15 protein-coding genes and 1 riboswitch are annotated in these 15,612 nt (G+C 40.6%); of the genes, 9 read left to right on the top strand and 6 right to left on the bottom strand.

Annotated elements, in window-relative coordinates; all coding sequences use genetic code 11:
* Positions 1-70: 70 nt before the first annotated feature.
* From OD757_RS00185 to ftsW, 5 genes are all read left to right on the top strand, one after another.
* Entirely contained in the window at positions 71-334 is a 264-nt protein-coding gene (locus tag OD757_RS00185) for a ferrous iron transport protein A (protein WP_009392243.1), read from the top strand.
* Positions 331-2,184: a ferrous iron transporter B gene (feoB, locus tag OD757_RS00180; protein WP_263030477.1), complete on the top strand. Its 1,854-nt coding sequence runs from the start codon at positions 331-333 to the stop codon at positions 2,182-2,184. Before OD757_RS00185 ends, feoB begins: the two co-directional genes overlap by 4 nt.
* A gap of 20 nt (positions 2,185-2,204) precedes the next feature.
* Complete coding sequence (locus OD757_RS00175; RefSeq protein ID WP_262144967.1) at positions 2,205-2,456, top strand: DUF6587 family protein; 252 nt, start codon at positions 2,205-2,207, stop codon at positions 2,454-2,456.
* Positions 2,457-2,616: 160 nt separating this feature from the next.
* Positions 2,617-3,963: a UDP-N-acetylmuramoyl-L-alanine--D-glutamate ligase gene (murD, locus tag OD757_RS00170; RefSeq protein WP_263030476.1), complete on the top strand. Its 1,347-nt coding sequence runs from the start codon at positions 2,617-2,619 to the stop codon at positions 3,961-3,963.
* A 24-nt stretch (positions 3,964-3,987) separates the two neighbouring features.
* On the top strand, positions 3,988-5,184 hold the full coding sequence (gene ftsW, locus OD757_RS00165; RefSeq protein WP_004795141.1) for a putative lipid II flippase FtsW: 1,197 nt from the start codon (positions 3,988-3,990) through the stop codon (positions 5,182-5,184).
* 48 nt (positions 5,185-5,232) lie between these two features.
* On the opposite strand, the gene gluQRS is transcribed toward ftsW, so the two are convergent.
* From gluQRS to OD757_RS00135, 6 genes are all read right to left on the bottom strand, one after another.
* Positions 5,233-6,165: a tRNA glutamyl-Q(34) synthetase GluQRS gene (gene gluQRS, locus OD757_RS00160; RefSeq protein ID WP_263030475.1), complete on the bottom strand. Its 933-nt coding sequence runs from the start codon at positions 6,163-6,165 to the stop codon at positions 5,233-5,235.
* A gap of 2 nt (positions 6,166-6,167) precedes the next feature.
* Positions 6,168-6,704 (bottom strand): RNA polymerase-binding protein DksA, encoded by a 537-nt coding sequence (dksA, locus tag OD757_RS00155; protein WP_004640678.1) that lies wholly within the window; start codon positions 6,702-6,704, stop codon positions 6,168-6,170.
* A gap of 210 nt (positions 6,705-6,914) precedes the next feature.
* A complete protein-coding gene (gene cpdA / locus OD757_RS00150; protein ID WP_263030474.1) occupies positions 6,915-7,727 on the bottom strand; it encodes a 3',5'-cyclic-AMP phosphodiesterase in 813 nt (270 codons plus the stop codon).
* Entirely contained in the window at positions 7,724-8,359 is a 636-nt protein-coding gene (locus OD757_RS00145) for an NUDIX domain-containing protein (RefSeq protein WP_263030473.1), read from the bottom strand. Before OD757_RS00145 ends, cpdA begins: the two co-directional genes overlap by 4 nt.
* Before the next feature lie 75 nt (positions 8,360-8,434).
* Positions 8,435-10,312, bottom strand: coding sequence for a phosphomethylpyrimidine synthase ThiC (gene thiC / locus OD757_RS00140; RefSeq protein WP_004795134.1), 1,878 nt, complete (start codon positions 10,310-10,312; stop codon positions 8,435-8,437).
* Between the two features lie 88 nt (positions 10,313-10,400).
* A riboswitch (TPP riboswitch) is annotated at positions 10,401-10,535 on the bottom strand.
* Positions 10,536-10,569: 34 nt separating this feature from the next.
* A complete protein-coding gene (locus tag OD757_RS00135; RefSeq protein WP_263030472.1) occupies positions 10,570-11,655 on the bottom strand; it encodes a hypothetical protein in 1,086 nt (361 codons plus the stop codon).
* Between the two features lie 107 nt (positions 11,656-11,762).
* Between OD757_RS00135 and OD757_RS00130 the strand changes: the two genes are divergently transcribed.
* The 4 genes from OD757_RS00130 to phoU all read left to right on the top strand — a co-directional run bounded on the left by OD757_RS00130 (position 11,763) and on the right by phoU (position 15,498).
* Positions 11,763-12,344, top strand: coding sequence for a TetR/AcrR family transcriptional regulator (locus tag OD757_RS00130; protein ID WP_009392294.1), 582 nt, complete (start codon positions 11,763-11,765; stop codon positions 12,342-12,344).
* Positions 12,337-13,242 carry a DMT family transporter gene (locus tag OD757_RS00125; RefSeq protein ID WP_009392327.1) on the top strand — a complete coding sequence of 302 codons (906 nt, stop codon included), beginning with the start codon at positions 12,337-12,339 and terminating at the stop codon, positions 13,240-13,242. The genes OD757_RS00130 and OD757_RS00125 overlap by 8 nt, the downstream gene beginning before the upstream one ends.
* Before the next feature lie 96 nt (positions 13,243-13,338).
* Complete coding sequence (locus tag OD757_RS00115; protein ID WP_263030471.1) at positions 13,339-14,670, top strand: TolC family outer membrane protein; 1,332 nt, start codon at positions 13,339-13,341, stop codon at positions 14,668-14,670.
* 105 nt (positions 14,671-14,775) lie between these two features.
* Positions 14,776-15,498: a phosphate signaling complex protein PhoU gene (phoU, locus tag OD757_RS00110; RefSeq protein ID WP_013199117.1), complete on the top strand. Its 723-nt coding sequence runs from the start codon at positions 14,776-14,778 to the stop codon at positions 15,496-15,498.
* The last annotated feature ends 114 nt before the right edge of the window (positions 15,499-15,612 follow it).

Below are 15,612 nucleotides of genomic sequence, written 5' to 3'. Positions count from 1 at the left end.
AATTTAACCTTATTTGGTAATTATTCTCATTTATATGTATACTAGAAAAAAAGGTTTAGGATCGGATGCGGTGCGTTTATCAGCTTTAAAAGTGAAGCAAGCGGCGACCATCACCAATGTGAATCGGATATCGGTAGAGTCTGAGCAGCAAGATTTGGTCGCAATTCGTTTGGAAAGTCTGGGCTTTGTGCCGGGCACACGAGTGGAAGTGATTACCAAGGGTGTTTTTGGTGGTGATCCGATCTTGATCCAAATAGGCTTTACTCGTTTCGCTTTACGTAAAGCAGAAGCGGAAAAAATCGAAATTCAAGTAGACGAAGGAGTACCCGCATGAGTGATGCGTTACGTATTGCCCTTGTGGGAAACCCGAACTGTGGTAAAACCTCTCTTTTTAACCATTTAACTGGAACTCGACAAAAAGTTGCAAACTATGCGGGCGTAACTGTTGAGCGTAAAGTAGGTCATTTTCAGTTACCGTCAGGTCGAGCAGTGCGTGTACTTGATTTACCGGGTACATATAGTCTAAATGCAACTAGTCCTGATGAAGTTATTACCCGTGACGTGTGTTTGGGTAAGATTGCAGAAGAAGGGCAGCAAGATGCCTTTTTATGTGTGGTTGATGCCACTAACTTAAAATTGCATTTAGGATTGGTGCTCGAAATGATCGGGCTAGGCCGTCCGATTTTACTTGTACTGAATATGATGGATGAGGCGCGTCGTCGTGGCATCCAAATTAATACTCAAAAGTTATCTCAACGTTTGGGTGTGCCAGTTGTTGAAACAGTTGCTGTTCGCAATGCGGGTATTGAAAATTTATTACATGCCCTTGATCAAGAAAAATACAGTGTGCCACAAACCGAATTGAGTGGTTTAACCGGGACTCATCATCAAAAAATCGATATGATTTTTAAAGATGTTGTTCATTATGTTGAGCAAAACGATAAGCGTACTGATTTTCTAGATCGAATTTTCTTACATCCAGTCTTAGGCCTGCTTAGCCTTGCCCTCATGATGTTTATTGTGTTCCAGGCAGTTTTTGCTTGGGCAGCTCCATTCATGGATGGCATTGAAGGTTTCTTCGGTTGGCTAGGTGAAGTAATAGGAAGTGTGATTACACAGCCACTCCTGCATAGTCTGGTTGTTGACGGCATTATCGCGGGTGCGGGTGGCGTAGTGGTGTTCTTGCCACAAATTCTGATCTTGTTCTTCTTCATTTTAGTATTAGAAGAATCGGGCTATTTACCGCGTGCAGCATTTTTACTTGATAAATTAATGTTTCAAGCTGGTTTAAGTGGACGAGCTTTCATTCCTTTACTTTCAAGCTTTGCCTGTGCAGTACCGGGAATTATGGCGACGCGTAGTATTAGTGACCCTCGTGATCGTTTTACGACCATTATGGTTGCACCATTAATGACTTGTTCGGCACGTTTGCCAGTATACGCTTTGCTGATTGCGGCATTTATTCCAGAGAAAATGATCTGGGGTATTTTCAACTTGCAAGGTCTAGTGTTATTCGGCCTGTATATGGCTGGCATTGTGAGTGCGCTTTGCGTTTCATTTTTAATGAAGTTTTTGCAAAAAGATAAGTCTCAGCATGCTTTACTGCTAGAGCTGCCGAGTTATCGTTTTCCTGATTTAAAAAGTGTGGGCATTGGCTTGCTGGACCGTGCAAAAATCTTCTTGAAACGTGTCGGTGGAATCATCTTTGCACTTTCTATTTTGCTCTGGTTTTTGTGTACTTTCCCACAACCACCAGAAGGGGCGACTTTACCTGCTATAGATTATAGTTTTGCCGGTATGCTCGGACACCTTATTCAACCTTTATTTGCTCCAATTGGATTTAACTGGCAAATCTGTATTGCTTTAATTCCAGCAATGGCAGCGCGTGAAGTTGTGGTTGCAGCATTAGGTACGGTTTATGCCTTGTCTGCAACGAGTGATGATGCGGTAGCTCAAGGTTTGTCACATCTAATTAGTGCAGATGGCACAGGTTGGTCTTTGGCAACAGGATTGTCGCTTTTAGTGTGGTTCATTTACGCTCCACATTGTTTGGCTACGTTGGCAACAGTACGACGTGAAACAGGTTCATGGAAACATGTTGCTGCCATGACTGCATATCTGTTCGGTTTGGCTTATTTGGCATCGTTTGTTACCTATCAAATTGCTTCCCACTATTGGGGTTAAGGCAAGAAAGGAGGTTGTATATGATTCAATATGTGATTATTGCGGTTTTAGTGATTTGGAGTGCGGTTGTTGTTTTTAAGAAAGTATTTCCAAAAACAGCAAATTCTGTCTTTTCTTCACTCGCTACATTTTGTGAAAAGCAGGGTTGGACAACCTTAGCAACATGGCTTAAACCAAAAATGACCTTTGGTTGTGCTGGTGGCTGTGGTTGTTCAAGCGAAGATAAACCTACCAATACAGTTCAAGAAATTAAGCCGATCAAATGGCAATAAATTTAGTATTTCCTGTTTCGTTTAAAAAGCCATCATATTGATGGCTTTTTTACGCACTGACACAAAAAAAGATGAATAAAGTTCAAACTGAAAAAGCATTCAAAACAGCAAAGTGCTAACATTTTTGCCATTCTGTCGATTGATAAATTGTGGGGCAAAAATGTTAATACAACGTGGTGGATTAAAAGTTGTCGCAGGCTTAGGAATATCAGGTGTTTCTGCTGTTAATTTCCTGCATGAACAAGGCTACCAAGTTGCAGTAACGGACTCTCGTCCAACCCCTCCTGGCCATGACCAGATTCCAGCTGGTGTTAAAACTAGTTTTGGTCAACTTGACCAAGAATTATTATTACAAGCAGAAGAAATTATTTTAAGCCCAGGCCTTGCACCGCAATTACCAGAAATTCAGGCAGCTATTGCTCAAGGGATTTCAGTGGTAGGCGACATTCAACTATTACGCCGTGCGACTGAAGTGCCTATTGTGGCTATCACGGGTTCTAATGCCAAAAGTACAGTAACGACTCTAATTGGTTTAATGGCTAAAGATGCGGGTAAAAAAGTTGCTGTGGGTGGAAACCTAGGACGCCCAGCTCTAGACTTGCTAAAAGACCAACCAGAGTTACTTGTACTTGAGCTATCAAGTTTTCAGTTGGAAACCACCTCACATTTAAATGCTGAGGTTGCTGTGGTTCTTAACATGAGTGAAGATCACTTAGATCGTCATGGCGATATGTGGGGTTATCACCAAGCAAAACACCGTATTTTCCAAGGCGTTAAAAAAGTTATATTTAACCGTGATGATGCTTTAAGTCGCCCTCTTGTTCCAGATACAACACCAATGCAAAGCTTTGGTCTAAATGCACCAGACTTAAATCAATATGGTGTTTTAAGAGATGGTGATGGCATACTTTGGCTTGCGCGTGGTTTGCAGCGTTTAATTAAAAGCTCAGATTTATATATTCAAGGCATGCACAACGTAGCCAATGCTTTAGCTTGTTTGGCATTAGGTGAAGCCATTGGTTTGCCTATGGAATCTATGCTTGAAACGTTAAAACAATTTAAAGGATTAGAGCACCGCTGTGAGTATGTGAGAACTGTACATGATGTACGTTATTATAATGACTCTAAAGGGACTAACGTTGGTGCTACACTTGCAGCAATTGACGGTTTAGGTGCTGCAATTGAGGTTAAAAAAGGTAAGGTTGCCTTGATTTTAGGTGGGCAGGGTAAAGGGCAAGATTTTGCGCCATTACGTTCTTCTATCGAAAAATATGCCAAAGTTGTGGTATTGATTGGTGAGGATGCTCCAGTGATTGAACAAGCAATTCAGGGCGCAACCAACATTTTGCATGCAGCAACACTCAAAGAAGCTGTAGAGCTGTGTCAACGTGAAACACAAGCTGAAGATGTGGTGTTGTTATCACCAGCCTGTGCAAGTTTTGATATGTTTAAAAGTTATAATGACCGTGGTCAGCAGTTTGTTGCCTGTGTCAATTCGTTGGTTTAAAGAAAACATGATTAGGAATGTAGTATGGCAGGCTTAGCTCAGACCACAATCCAGAAAATCAATCATTGGTATGAACGGATATTGCCTAAATGGCCAGCGGAAGTGACGCCACGTAATGTCCTGATTTTCTGTGTCGTTGCATTGTTGTGTATCGGTTCAGTGATGGTGGCGTCTGCTTCGATGCCCTATGCTGAATATATGCATGAAAACCCGTTTCACTATGTGATTCGTCATGGTATTTCGATTGTTGCTGCGGCTGTGGTGGCATATTTGACCTATCGGATATCACTCAATACGTGGTTTAAAAATACTTTCCCGCTGTGGCTGTTGACCATGGTTCTGCTGCTTGCTGCTTTGGTGGTAGGTTCAGAAGTGAACGGTTCTACACGTTGGATTAAGATCGGTGGCTTTACTTTACAGCCAACCGAGGTTGCCAAAGTCATGATGGCAATCTTTACCGCAGACTATGTTGTGCGCCGTGCCAAAGAGGTTCGTACTCATTGGAAAGGCTTATTACGTTTAAGTGGTGTGATGGCAATTACGGTTGGTTTGATTATTGCTGAGCCTGACTTGGGTGCTACGATCGTAATTGTATTGATGATGGTCGGGGTATTCTTTTTAGCTGGTGCGCCGCCAACACAGTTCTTAATCATGCTTGGTGCGATTGTAACCGGTATTGTCTTTTTGATTTTGTTTGAGCCTTACCGTTTCCAGCGTTTGATTTCGTTTACTGACCCATGGGCAGATCCATTAGGTGTGGGTTACCAGTTATCAAATGCATTAATGGCCTTTGGTCGTGGTGAATGGTTTGGTACAGGCTTAGGGCACAGTGTCCAAAAGTTATCTTATTTGCCAGAAGCGCATACTGACTTTATGTTGGCCGTGTTAGGTGAAGAGTTTGGTTTCTTTGGCATTTCGATTGTCATTGGTTTGTCTTTCTTGATGTTGGCATGCTGTATCAAAATTGGTCATCGTGCATTGAAGCATCATTACCTTCGCGCAGGCTATTTGGCTTACGGTATTAGTATTATTTTCTTGCTCCAGATCTTGGTAAATGCGGGCATGAATATGGGGTTGATGCCGACTAAAGGTTTGACTCTGCCATTTATTAGTTATGGTGGTACATCTTTAATGATGTGTGCTGCGATGATTAGCTTGATCTTAAAGATTGATGCTTCAACTCAAGAAGTAAACCCAGAAAGGGAAGAATCAAACTTCTAGTTGAGTATTTAGGCATAGAAAACCCGATTTGATATCGGGTTTTTTTATTTATAAGTAGGTTCCGCTGAGCTCTTGCCCGTGTGGAATTAAATCAACATTCCACTGTGCTATAGCCTGCTTTAGCATAACTTTAGGCTGGTCTAAATCAACATGAGGTTGTCCCAATGCTTGTATTGCTTGTTGCAGCAATTCAGGCGCTTTAGATAAATCGAGCGCTTGAGCAAGGTTTTGTTTAGAGAGCTTTTGCCCTTGATCGTTCATGGCGAGGGGAAGGTGCATATAGCTGAGTTTAGGATAACCTAAGAGCTCACCAAGCCAGATCTGACGTTCGGTGTTATCTAGTAAGTCTGCACCCCGAACGACATGAGTGATGCCTTGCAAATAATCATCCACAACGACAGCAAGTTGATAGTTAATAATCCCGTCACGGCGTTTAAGAACAAAGTCTCCAAGGTCATGTTGGAGATTAGAACAATGAAGTCCTTGTAGTCGATCATCGAAACAAATTTGCTGATCCTGAACTTTTACCCGAATTGCTTGGCCTTGAAAATCAAGATTGAGATCGCGACAAGTCCCTGCATAGATTGCATTTGAACCCAGCATTTTACGCGTACATTGACAAGCGTAGATAAGACCCTCTTTTTTAAGTTGGTCTAATACACTTTCATAAATATCTAAACGGTTTTTTTGAAAAATAATTTCTGCATCGGGTTCGAATTGGAAGGCTTCCAGTGATGTGAGGATATGATCTTCACTGCCCGGATAAATACGAGGGATATCTGTGTCTTCGACACGAACTAGCCATTTGCCTTGGTGAGCTTTTGCATCACAGTAACTAGCAACGGCAGTAATGAGTGATCCAAAATGCAAAGGGCCGGTTGGCGATGGCGCAAACCGACCTGAGTAGCGAATCAGCGACACATCGTTTCGCTGATTCGCAAGAGCTGAGCTGTGCTCAGCTAGAAGATTCTCAACAGTCACAATTAACCGTTATTTTGCTTCTCTTTGATTTCTGCTAAAGTTTTGCAATCAATACATAGAGTTGCTGTTGGACGTGCTTCTAAACGACGTAAACCGATTTCGATACCACATGTTTCACAGAAACCGTAGTCTTCGTTTTTAATTGCTTCCATAGATTGTTCGATTTTACGAATTAACTTACGTTCACGGTCACGTGTACGCAATTCAATTGCAAACTCTTCTTCTTGGGTGGCACGGTCATTTACATCTGGCAATGCAGTTGATTCGTCTTGCATCGTATTCAACGTACGATCAACTTCAGACATTAATTCAGCTTTCCATGCTTGCAGAATTTGTCGGAAATGCTCGAGCTGTCCTTCAGACATGTACTCTTCATTTTTCTTAGGTTGATAAGGTGCAATACCAAATAAACTTGCAGTTGTGCCTATGTCAGAAGTTTTAGGTTTCACTTTACGTGCACGTTTTGCAGAAGCTTTTTCACCTTCCACTACAACTTCTGTATGTTCATCCAAAACTTGGTTGTGGTTGTCATTCGCCATAATAGGGCATTCCTCATCATACACGTATTATCTATACGCAAAAAATATGGTGATATGCAAGTGTTTTTATAGAAAACCATCGATGGATTTTCCCATCGGGTCGTCATCATATAGATTTTTCCTGCAAGATGATAGTCATTCCGCCTCGTAAATATTTTCAAAACGTGTTTACCCTAGTCATAATTGCGTATAAGCATATAAGAAATAGGGCTAATAGCCTGAAATATCAGTGTTTATAAGGCCCTGAAAATTTTCAAGACGGATGACTTCTGTTTCAAAACTACCATCGTTTTTTAGACGAATGTAACGGTAGCCGGGAGCATTTTGATCTAGGGCAAACTCATTACTAAACGGTTTGAACTGAACACTTGTCGATGGTGTCGAGAAAAATTCGATCCCTTGCCAAGTGTTTAGTGAGTCCTGATGAACATGCCCGCAGACTAAAGCTTTTACATTTTCAAATGGAGCCAACGTTGTAAGTAATGCATTAGAATTTTGTAACTTGTGATGATCAATCCATTTAGATTTCATTGCAAAAGGATGATGATGACAAGCCAGCAAAACAGGGTTATCTGAAAACTCTTCGAGTAATGCCGCTAAATTTTGTAGTTGTTCTGGCGACAGATGTCCATCAATCTGACCTTTTACTGCACTATTTAATAAAATAACGCGCCAGTTTCCTAAGCAAATGACCACAGGTTCCTGATGGTTCTCTTTATGCAGTGGAAAGTGGTCAACGTTATCATGATTACCTAGTGTCTGAAAAAATGGCAGACCTAACGTTTGCATATATTGAATATAACGTTTGTAGGTAATAGGCGTTGGTGCTTGAGCCAGATCTCCAGTGTGGATAATGGCATCAGCTTCAGGATGTTTTTTTAGGATCTGTTGAATAATGGCATGAAAACTTTCTTCAGGATTCATACCCACAAATTCTAAGTGTGGATACTCCAATAGGTGGGTATCGGTAATTTGTATAATGACATGGTCTTTTTGTGAAAGTGTTGAGACTTGAAAAGTCACCGTCCTACCTCGTCGGATTTTATTATCGTTGTGATGTGTTGAGATAGCCATTGTAACGCCATAATGACAGGGGCATTTCTCAAACGTCCTTGACTTAATAATGTTGATATTTCGCTGTAGTCAAACAGGTGTAAAAGAATATTTTCACCTTCATCCGGCATGCCAAAAACCCCGCCTTCTGTTGGTAAATCTGTTTCGGCAGCATATAAGTGAAATACTTCTGAACACGCCCCAGCAGAGGGATAGAAGCTGAATAGATGTTGTACATGCTGAATAGTACATCCTGACTCTTCAAGCGTTTCTCGGCGAATACAGCTCTCAGGAGTCTCATCTCCATCTAATACACCTGCAATTATTTCCAATTGCCATGGTGAATAGGCGTCATTAATAGCGCCAACCCGAAATTGTTCAATAAGCGCAAATTGTTGTCTTTGATCGTTGTAGAGTAGAACGCCAGCCGCTTCTGGGCGATGAACAAGTTCACGCTGCAATATAGGGGTATATTCAGGTTGATTAAATAGACGATGTCGAAGGCTGACTTTTTCAACTTGAATAAAACCACGGAATAGAGATTCGCGTGATGTTACTTCGACATCTTTAGATGTATAACTTGGACGTTCAACAATACTCATGATTCGATCAGGACGAAATCTATTTATTTCATCCTAACCGAGAATCAGGGCTAGGCAAGTGTTTTTTTTGAATATTTACACTTTATGATACAGTTTTTGACCTTGTTCTTGATAAACCTCTTTCATGGCTTTGAGGCCTTCTTCAACCTCTGAATTGCTATTAGTGAGGTTGTTGGCATAGTCACGAACATTCTGGGTGATTTTCATCGAACAGAATTTTGGTCCGCACATTGAGCAGAAGTGTGCAGATTTGTGAGCCTCTTTTGGTAAGGTTTCATCATGCATGCTACGCGCTGTGTCAGGGTCTAGACTTAAGTTGAACTGATCATCCCAACGGAATTCAAAACGTGCTTTTGACAAGGCATTATCGCGAACTTGAGCACCCGGATGTCCTTTAGCAAGGTCAGCAGCATGTGCCGCAAGCTTGTAGGTAATAATCCCGTCTTTAACATCTTTTTTGTTTGGTAAACCCAAATGCTCTTTTGGTGTTACATAACAAAGCATCGCTGTGCCGTACCAACCAATCATGGCTGCACCAATTGCAGAAGTAATGTGGTCATAACCCGGAGCGATATCAGTCGTTAAAGGCCCAAGCGTATAGAATGGTGCTTCTTTACATACTTCTAACTGAAGGTCCATGTTTTCTTTAATCATGTGCATTGGTACATGACCAGGGCCTTCAATCATGACTTGAACATCATGTTCCCATGCACGATGAGTCAGCTCACCTAGTGTTTTAAGTTCGCTGAACTGTGCTTCGTCATTCGCATCTTGAATACAACCCGGACGTAAGCCATCACCTAAGCTAAACGAAACGTCGTAGGCCTTCATGATTTCACAGATTTCATCGAAATGAGTGTATAAGAAGTTTTCTTCATGATGCGCGAGACACCACTGCGCCATGATTGAACCACCACGTGAGACAATACCTGTTAAACGGTTTGCGGTAAGTGGTACGTAGCGGAGTAATACACCTGCGTGAATCGTGAAGTAGTCAACGCCTTGCTCAGCTTGTTCAATCAGGGTGTCTTTAAAGATTTCCCATGTTAGATCTTCTGCAACACCATCAACTTTTTCAAGCGCTTGATAAATAGGTACGGTACCGATTGGAACAGGTGAGTTACGAATAATCCATTCACGTGTTTCATGAATGTTTTTACCTGTCGACAAATCCATAATAGTGTCAGCACCCCAACGGGTTGCCCAAGTCATTTTTGCAACTTCTTCGTCAATTGAAGAACCAAGCGCCGAGTTACCAATGTTGGCATTAATTTTAACCAAGAAATTACGGCCAATAATCATTGGCTCAAGTTCTGGATGGTTAATGTTGGCAGGAATGATCGCACGACCTTCAGCAACTTCTTGGCGAACAAATTCAGGTGTAATTTCTTTTAAGTTTTTTGCACCGAAATTTTGTCCAGCATGTTGACGCATATCAACACCTTCACGCTGGCGTTGATTTTCACGAATTGCAATATATTCCATTTCAGGTGTGATAATACCTTGCTTGGCATAGTGCATTTGCGTGACATTTTTACCGGCTTTAGCGCGGCGTGGGTTTTGAATGTGAGCAAAACGAATGTCAGCTGTACGAATGTCTTTTAAACGTTCTTGACCAAAAGTTGAAGTTAAGCCAGAAAGTACGTCAGTATCGTTACGTTCTTCAATCCAGTTCTGGCGAACTGAAGGTAAACCTTTGTCTAAATCAATTTGAACATTTGGATCTGTATAAACACCTGAAGTGTCATAGACCATAACAGGGGGATTATGTTCACCGCCCAGACCAGTTGGAGTATCTGTTAAAGAAATTTCTCGCATTGGAACCTGAATATCAGGACGAGAGCCTTCAATATAAACTTTTTTAGAAGCGGGTAAGATGCGGGTTAAATCTTTTGCATCTTGTTCATGTTGAGCTGAAATTTCAGCAGAAGAGAGATTCGTTAACTGGTTCATTACATGATCCTTATGAATAACATCAACGAATCAAGCACGACCAAAAACGATGGCGGATTTATCTTTACAAGATAAATTTAAGGCTTAAGTTTTCAGATGGCTTGATTCCTACGCAGGTCTTAACCTGATCAGGTTCAACGGTACTCATGTTCAAACTTGTGTTGCGATAACACGAAATTTACACAATCTCAGCGAGTTATTACTCGCGCTCCGTCAAGCGATTTACAGACTAACATGTTTTAGGTTGGGTGGCATTGTCAATTTGTATCTATACAAACCGCATCCATATGGCAGTCACGATAGACTTCAGTGTTCCATGGAGAGTCTAATTTTAATAGCTGCTCAAGTTGTTCATGAGTCATCTGATAATTTGATTTTTTATCACCATTCTTATCAGTTAAATCTATTTTAAATTGTGCTTTGCGCTCCTCTACAGGCGTGGCAATAAACTTAAGAAATAGTTGCGCAGGTTTCGCTAAACTCGACTGATTTTGTGTAGATAGAAAGCGAATTTGTTGAAGCGCCTCTTTATCAAACCATGTGTTCGGTGCATATTCATCTGACACTGGCGTATTATCTAAACCAAAGAAAATAAAATAGCGATATTCGTTAAAAAGTAGTTTTGCATCACTAATAAAATGGCTTTTTGGATATTTTTGAATAAATTTTTCCCAAAATAACGCACGTTCAGTGAGCTCTTTCCAAGAAATAGCCAACGCACCATCGTTATAGAAAATATTTTGATTGTCTTTTGCCATACGAGTTAAAAACTCTTTTTGGTCAGCAGGTAAGGCTTTAGAAAAAACATCAACTAAATAGTTTGGCTGACGTCGATAGGTAAACATGCCTTCGCCTTGATAGAGAAGTTCAATGTAAGCTTGGCCTTCATGTTGAAGTAAATATTGATCACGTGGGCTCAGTTGGTCGAAGAGTTTTTTCTGACTTTGAATGACCTTTTTAAGGTCTTGTTGTTTATATTCTAAAACAGCATAGCCAAATGCTTCAAACGCTCTACCTGTTTTTTCAGTGTAGTCTTGTTTAATAAAACGTTGATACATGGCAGTTGATGCATCAATAAGCTTAAGTTGCTCATCATTTTTTAACGAAGGAACACAGGTTTTAAGCTTTGCATTAATTTGATTTAAGTCTTCTATTTTGCTGTTTTGATTGATTTTTTTCATGGCCGCCATAATTTGTAAGCAACTACTGTCTTGTTTTTGAGTGGCCTTTTGCTCAGTTGATTTTTGCTCTTTAGATACAGCCTGATCTTGCTCTGATGTTTTATTACATCCAGCTAAAAGTAGTGCGCTGCACATACTCATCATTAAAACTTTTTTCATCATTGTACTTTTATAGAAATTAATATTGCTCAAATTATAACGCTTAAAAAGATTGCATCATTGTTAGAAATCTTTATTATTAGGTAGGTCGGTCTACTTAAATTATAGCTATGAATGATAAAACAGCAAGACAGAAAATTCTCGATGCCGCTTCAACTTTATTTTATAACGATGGCATTACTGCAACTGGAATTAACTCAGTTACGGCTAAAGCAGATGTTGCTAAGATGTCGCTTTATAATAATTTTTCTTCAAAAGGTGAGCTTGTCGATGCCTACATTGCTGCGCGCCATCAAGAGTGGCTTGATCTCTACCAAATACGTTTAGAACGAACCAAAACAGCGAAACAAGCCATTTTAGCTGTGTTTGATGCCTATCAAGACCATGCAGAATTCGCCTATGAAAAAGGCTTTCGAGGTTGTGGGTTATTGAACGCTGCGGCTGAGTTTCCGGCCAATAGTGCAGGGCGAAGTTCGGTAAGACAGCATAAAGAAGAAGTTGAGGCTATTGTTGCTGAGCATTTAAAAAAATTAATACCCGACTCACAGCGTGTTAACTATGTGGCTACGCAGCTTTCTTTTCTTTTAGAAGGTTCTATGGCAAGAGCAGGCTTAGAAGGAAACAGTCGTCAACTTCTATTAGCAAAACAAATGGCTGAAGACATTTTAAATAGAGAATGTCCACATGATTAGCCTCATTAAAAATAGTAGCTATGGAGGCACAATTGCGATTTTAGTTGCTTCTGTTTTGTGGGGAACAACAGGTACTGCGGCCGCATTTGCTCCGACACTTGGCCCACTTGCTATTGGCGCTGTAGCGATGGGCGGTGGAGGTCTCTTACAAGCTTTGATTGCGTCAAGAGCGATACGGGAAAACCGTCAATTTATAAGGGAAAATCTTTCAATACTGCTTTTAGGTGTAGCGGCGGTGGGTATTTACCCTTTGGCTTTTTATTCCTCAATGCATTATGCCGGCATTACGATTGGTACTGTGGTTTCAATTGGTACTGCTCCACTAATCGCAGCAATTTTAGAACGATTCTTTGATCGCAAAGCTTTGACTGCTATCTGGTTCCTAAGTTTTGTGTGCGGTGTGCTTGGCGTAACGATGTTGTCGATGGGTGAAAGTCATGCGGTTCTAGACGATACAAATCAATGGAATAAATACTTCGGTATTTTTCTTGGGCTTGTCGCAGCTACAACTTATTCACTTTATTCATGGGCTGCAAAAAGATTAATAGATCGAGGTATTGCCTCAAAAGCTGCAATGGGCATGATTATGGGTGGTGGGGCAGTTATTTTGCTTCCTACTTTGTTGGTTACAGGTGGTGGGTTATTACACAGTTCAACCAATTTACTTGTGGCTGGTTATATGATGCTGATTCCTATGTTTTTGGGTTATTTACTTTTCGGTTTTGGACTAAAAACAGTAAATGCTAGTAAAGCGACCACCTTAACTTTATTTGAACCTTTAGTTGCTGCGATTTTTGCGATTGTGTTGGTAGGTGAGCATGTTTCATGGGTGGGCTGGATAGGCATGTTTTTGATTTTTATTTGTATTTTAATATTATCGAAAACTAAGAACACTTAAAAAAACTAAAACTTTTAATGGCTTGAGTTTGATTCGAATTTTTCTTAGTCTTAAGGGCAAGTTTTATCGTTGATTTGAACAATGAAAATAAAATTAATGGTCGCCGTTGGCCTTTGGAGTTTTGCGTCTTCGAGTTTTGCTCTAGATTTGGTTGAAGCTTATGAGCGCGCAAAACAAAATGACCCGACATGGCAGGCCAATCAACAACAATTTGAAGCAGATCAACTGAACTTGGGCTTGGCAACTGGAGCGTTATTACCCACCGTTACACTGTCTGGAAACATTACTCGTAATCGACAAACTGTAAAACGTTCAAACTTTCCGGGTATTGATCAAGAAGGCCTTTCAGATGCTTTAGTGAGTAATACTTCAACCACCCGCCAAGCGACCTTAACTGCACGTCAGCCACTATTTCGTATGGATGCTTGGGAAGGTTATAAACAAGTTAAAACTTCGGTTGCCTTAAGTGAAATTACCTTAAGACTGCAAAAACAAGATCATGTTTTAAATGTGGCAGAAGCCTATTTTAATGTATTGCGTCAGCAGGCGTTGAGTGTTGCATACTTACAAGAAGAAAAGGCTTTGCTTGAACAGCTCAATATGATGAATGCCAAACTCAAAGAAGGTTTGGTGGCACGTAGTGATGTGAGTGAAGCAAATGCTCAATACCAAAATGCCAGAGCCAATCGTATTTCAACTAATGTTCAATTACTTTTAGCTCAAGAGCAGCTTTCTGAATATATTGGTTCTTATCAAGATAAACTTGCTGTATTACGAAGTGATTTCAATTTTCAAAAGCCCTATCCTGCAGAGCTTAATGATTGGCTTTCTTTGGCCCAGCAAAAAAACTTAAAGATTCAGCAAGCCCGTTTACAGCAACAATATAGCGAAGATCAACGTCGTGTAGAAAAGGCAGCGCTTTATCCTCAAATTGATGCTGTTGCAAGTTATGGTTATACCAAACAGACACCAGAGACACTCATCTCGACTGATGGAAAATTTGATCAGGTTGGGGTAGAAATGAACTGGAATTTATTTAATGGTGGACGGACCCGAACATCAATTAAAAAAGCGACTGTAGAAGCCAGTAAAGCGCAGGCACAACTTGATGCTGCCATTCGCCGTGCCAATGTTGATGTGAAAAGTGCCTTTATGCAGGTCGATACAGACCAAGCCAAACTCGAAGCAAGAAAAGCTGCAATGGATTCATCTTCTTTGGTTTCTCAAGCCTCGAAAGCGAGCTATAACGAAGGCTTAAAAAGTATGGTTGATGTTTTATTGGCGCAGCGTAATGCTTTTTCTGCAAAACAGGATTATCTTAATGCTCAATATGACTATTTATTGAATGTACTTCGTTTAAAAGCTGCGGTAGGCCAGTTAGGCGAAAAAGATCTGGTCGAGCTCAATAGCTGGTTAATGTATCAGTAATAAAATGCTTTTATCTGAAATTTAATTTTGTCATAAAAACTTAATGATTGCTGTGTTCTAATGCTCAATCATTTTATTCCTGCGCCATCATGTTGGAGGCTTCCCTTGAGTCCAAGTAATCCGGTGTTAACCCATCATATTTCTTCTCAATTTAATGAAGATTTGCAAGATGTAAACACAAAGTTTATGACCATGGGTGGCTTGGTCGAACAACAGGTCGCAAATGCAATTCATTCTTTGCTTGATACAGACGCAAATTTAGCGATTGATGTTCAATTTAAAGATAATGCAGTCAATCAATACGAACGTGATATTGATGAGGGCTTGACGTTAATTTTGGCCCGTCGTCATCCGGCAGCGATCGACTTGCGTATGGTTATTGCCATGAGCAAAGCCAATACTGACCTTGAGCGTATTGGTGACGAAGCTGCAAAAATTGCACGCATTGCACAGAACCTTTGTGAAGAGGGCGGTTCGCCTCGTGGCTACATGGAAACACGTCATATTGGTAATCAGGTTCGTGTCATGATTCATGATGCACTTGATGCTTTTGCGCGTTTAGATGCAGACCAAGCTTTACGTGTACTTTTAGCCGATGCTGACATTGACCGTGAATATCAATCAGCAACACGTACATTAATGACCTATATGATTGAAGATCCACGCCATATTGCACGTGTGATTAACGTTATGTGGGTTTTACGTTCTTTAGAACGTATTGGCGACCATGCGCGTAATATTGCCGAACAAGTGATTTATATGGCAAAAGGCTTTGATGCTCGTCATACCAAAATTGAAGAAATTGAAGCTAAGGTCCACGAAAAGTAAGACTTAAGCTGAAATACTTAAAAGCCTTGTTTAAAACGAGGCTTTTTTATTTTTAAAATAATAGATAAAAAAATGTCCCGAACTTTGGGGGGAAGTTCAGGACAGAAAATCAAG

Source organism: Acinetobacter sp. AYS6, from assembly GCF_025630795.1.
Classification (GTDB): domain Bacteria; phylum Pseudomonadota; class Gammaproteobacteria; order Pseudomonadales; family Moraxellaceae; genus Acinetobacter.
The sequence above is the reverse complement of the archived record's forward strand: the minus strand, read 5'-3'. Positions and strand labels throughout refer to the sequence as shown.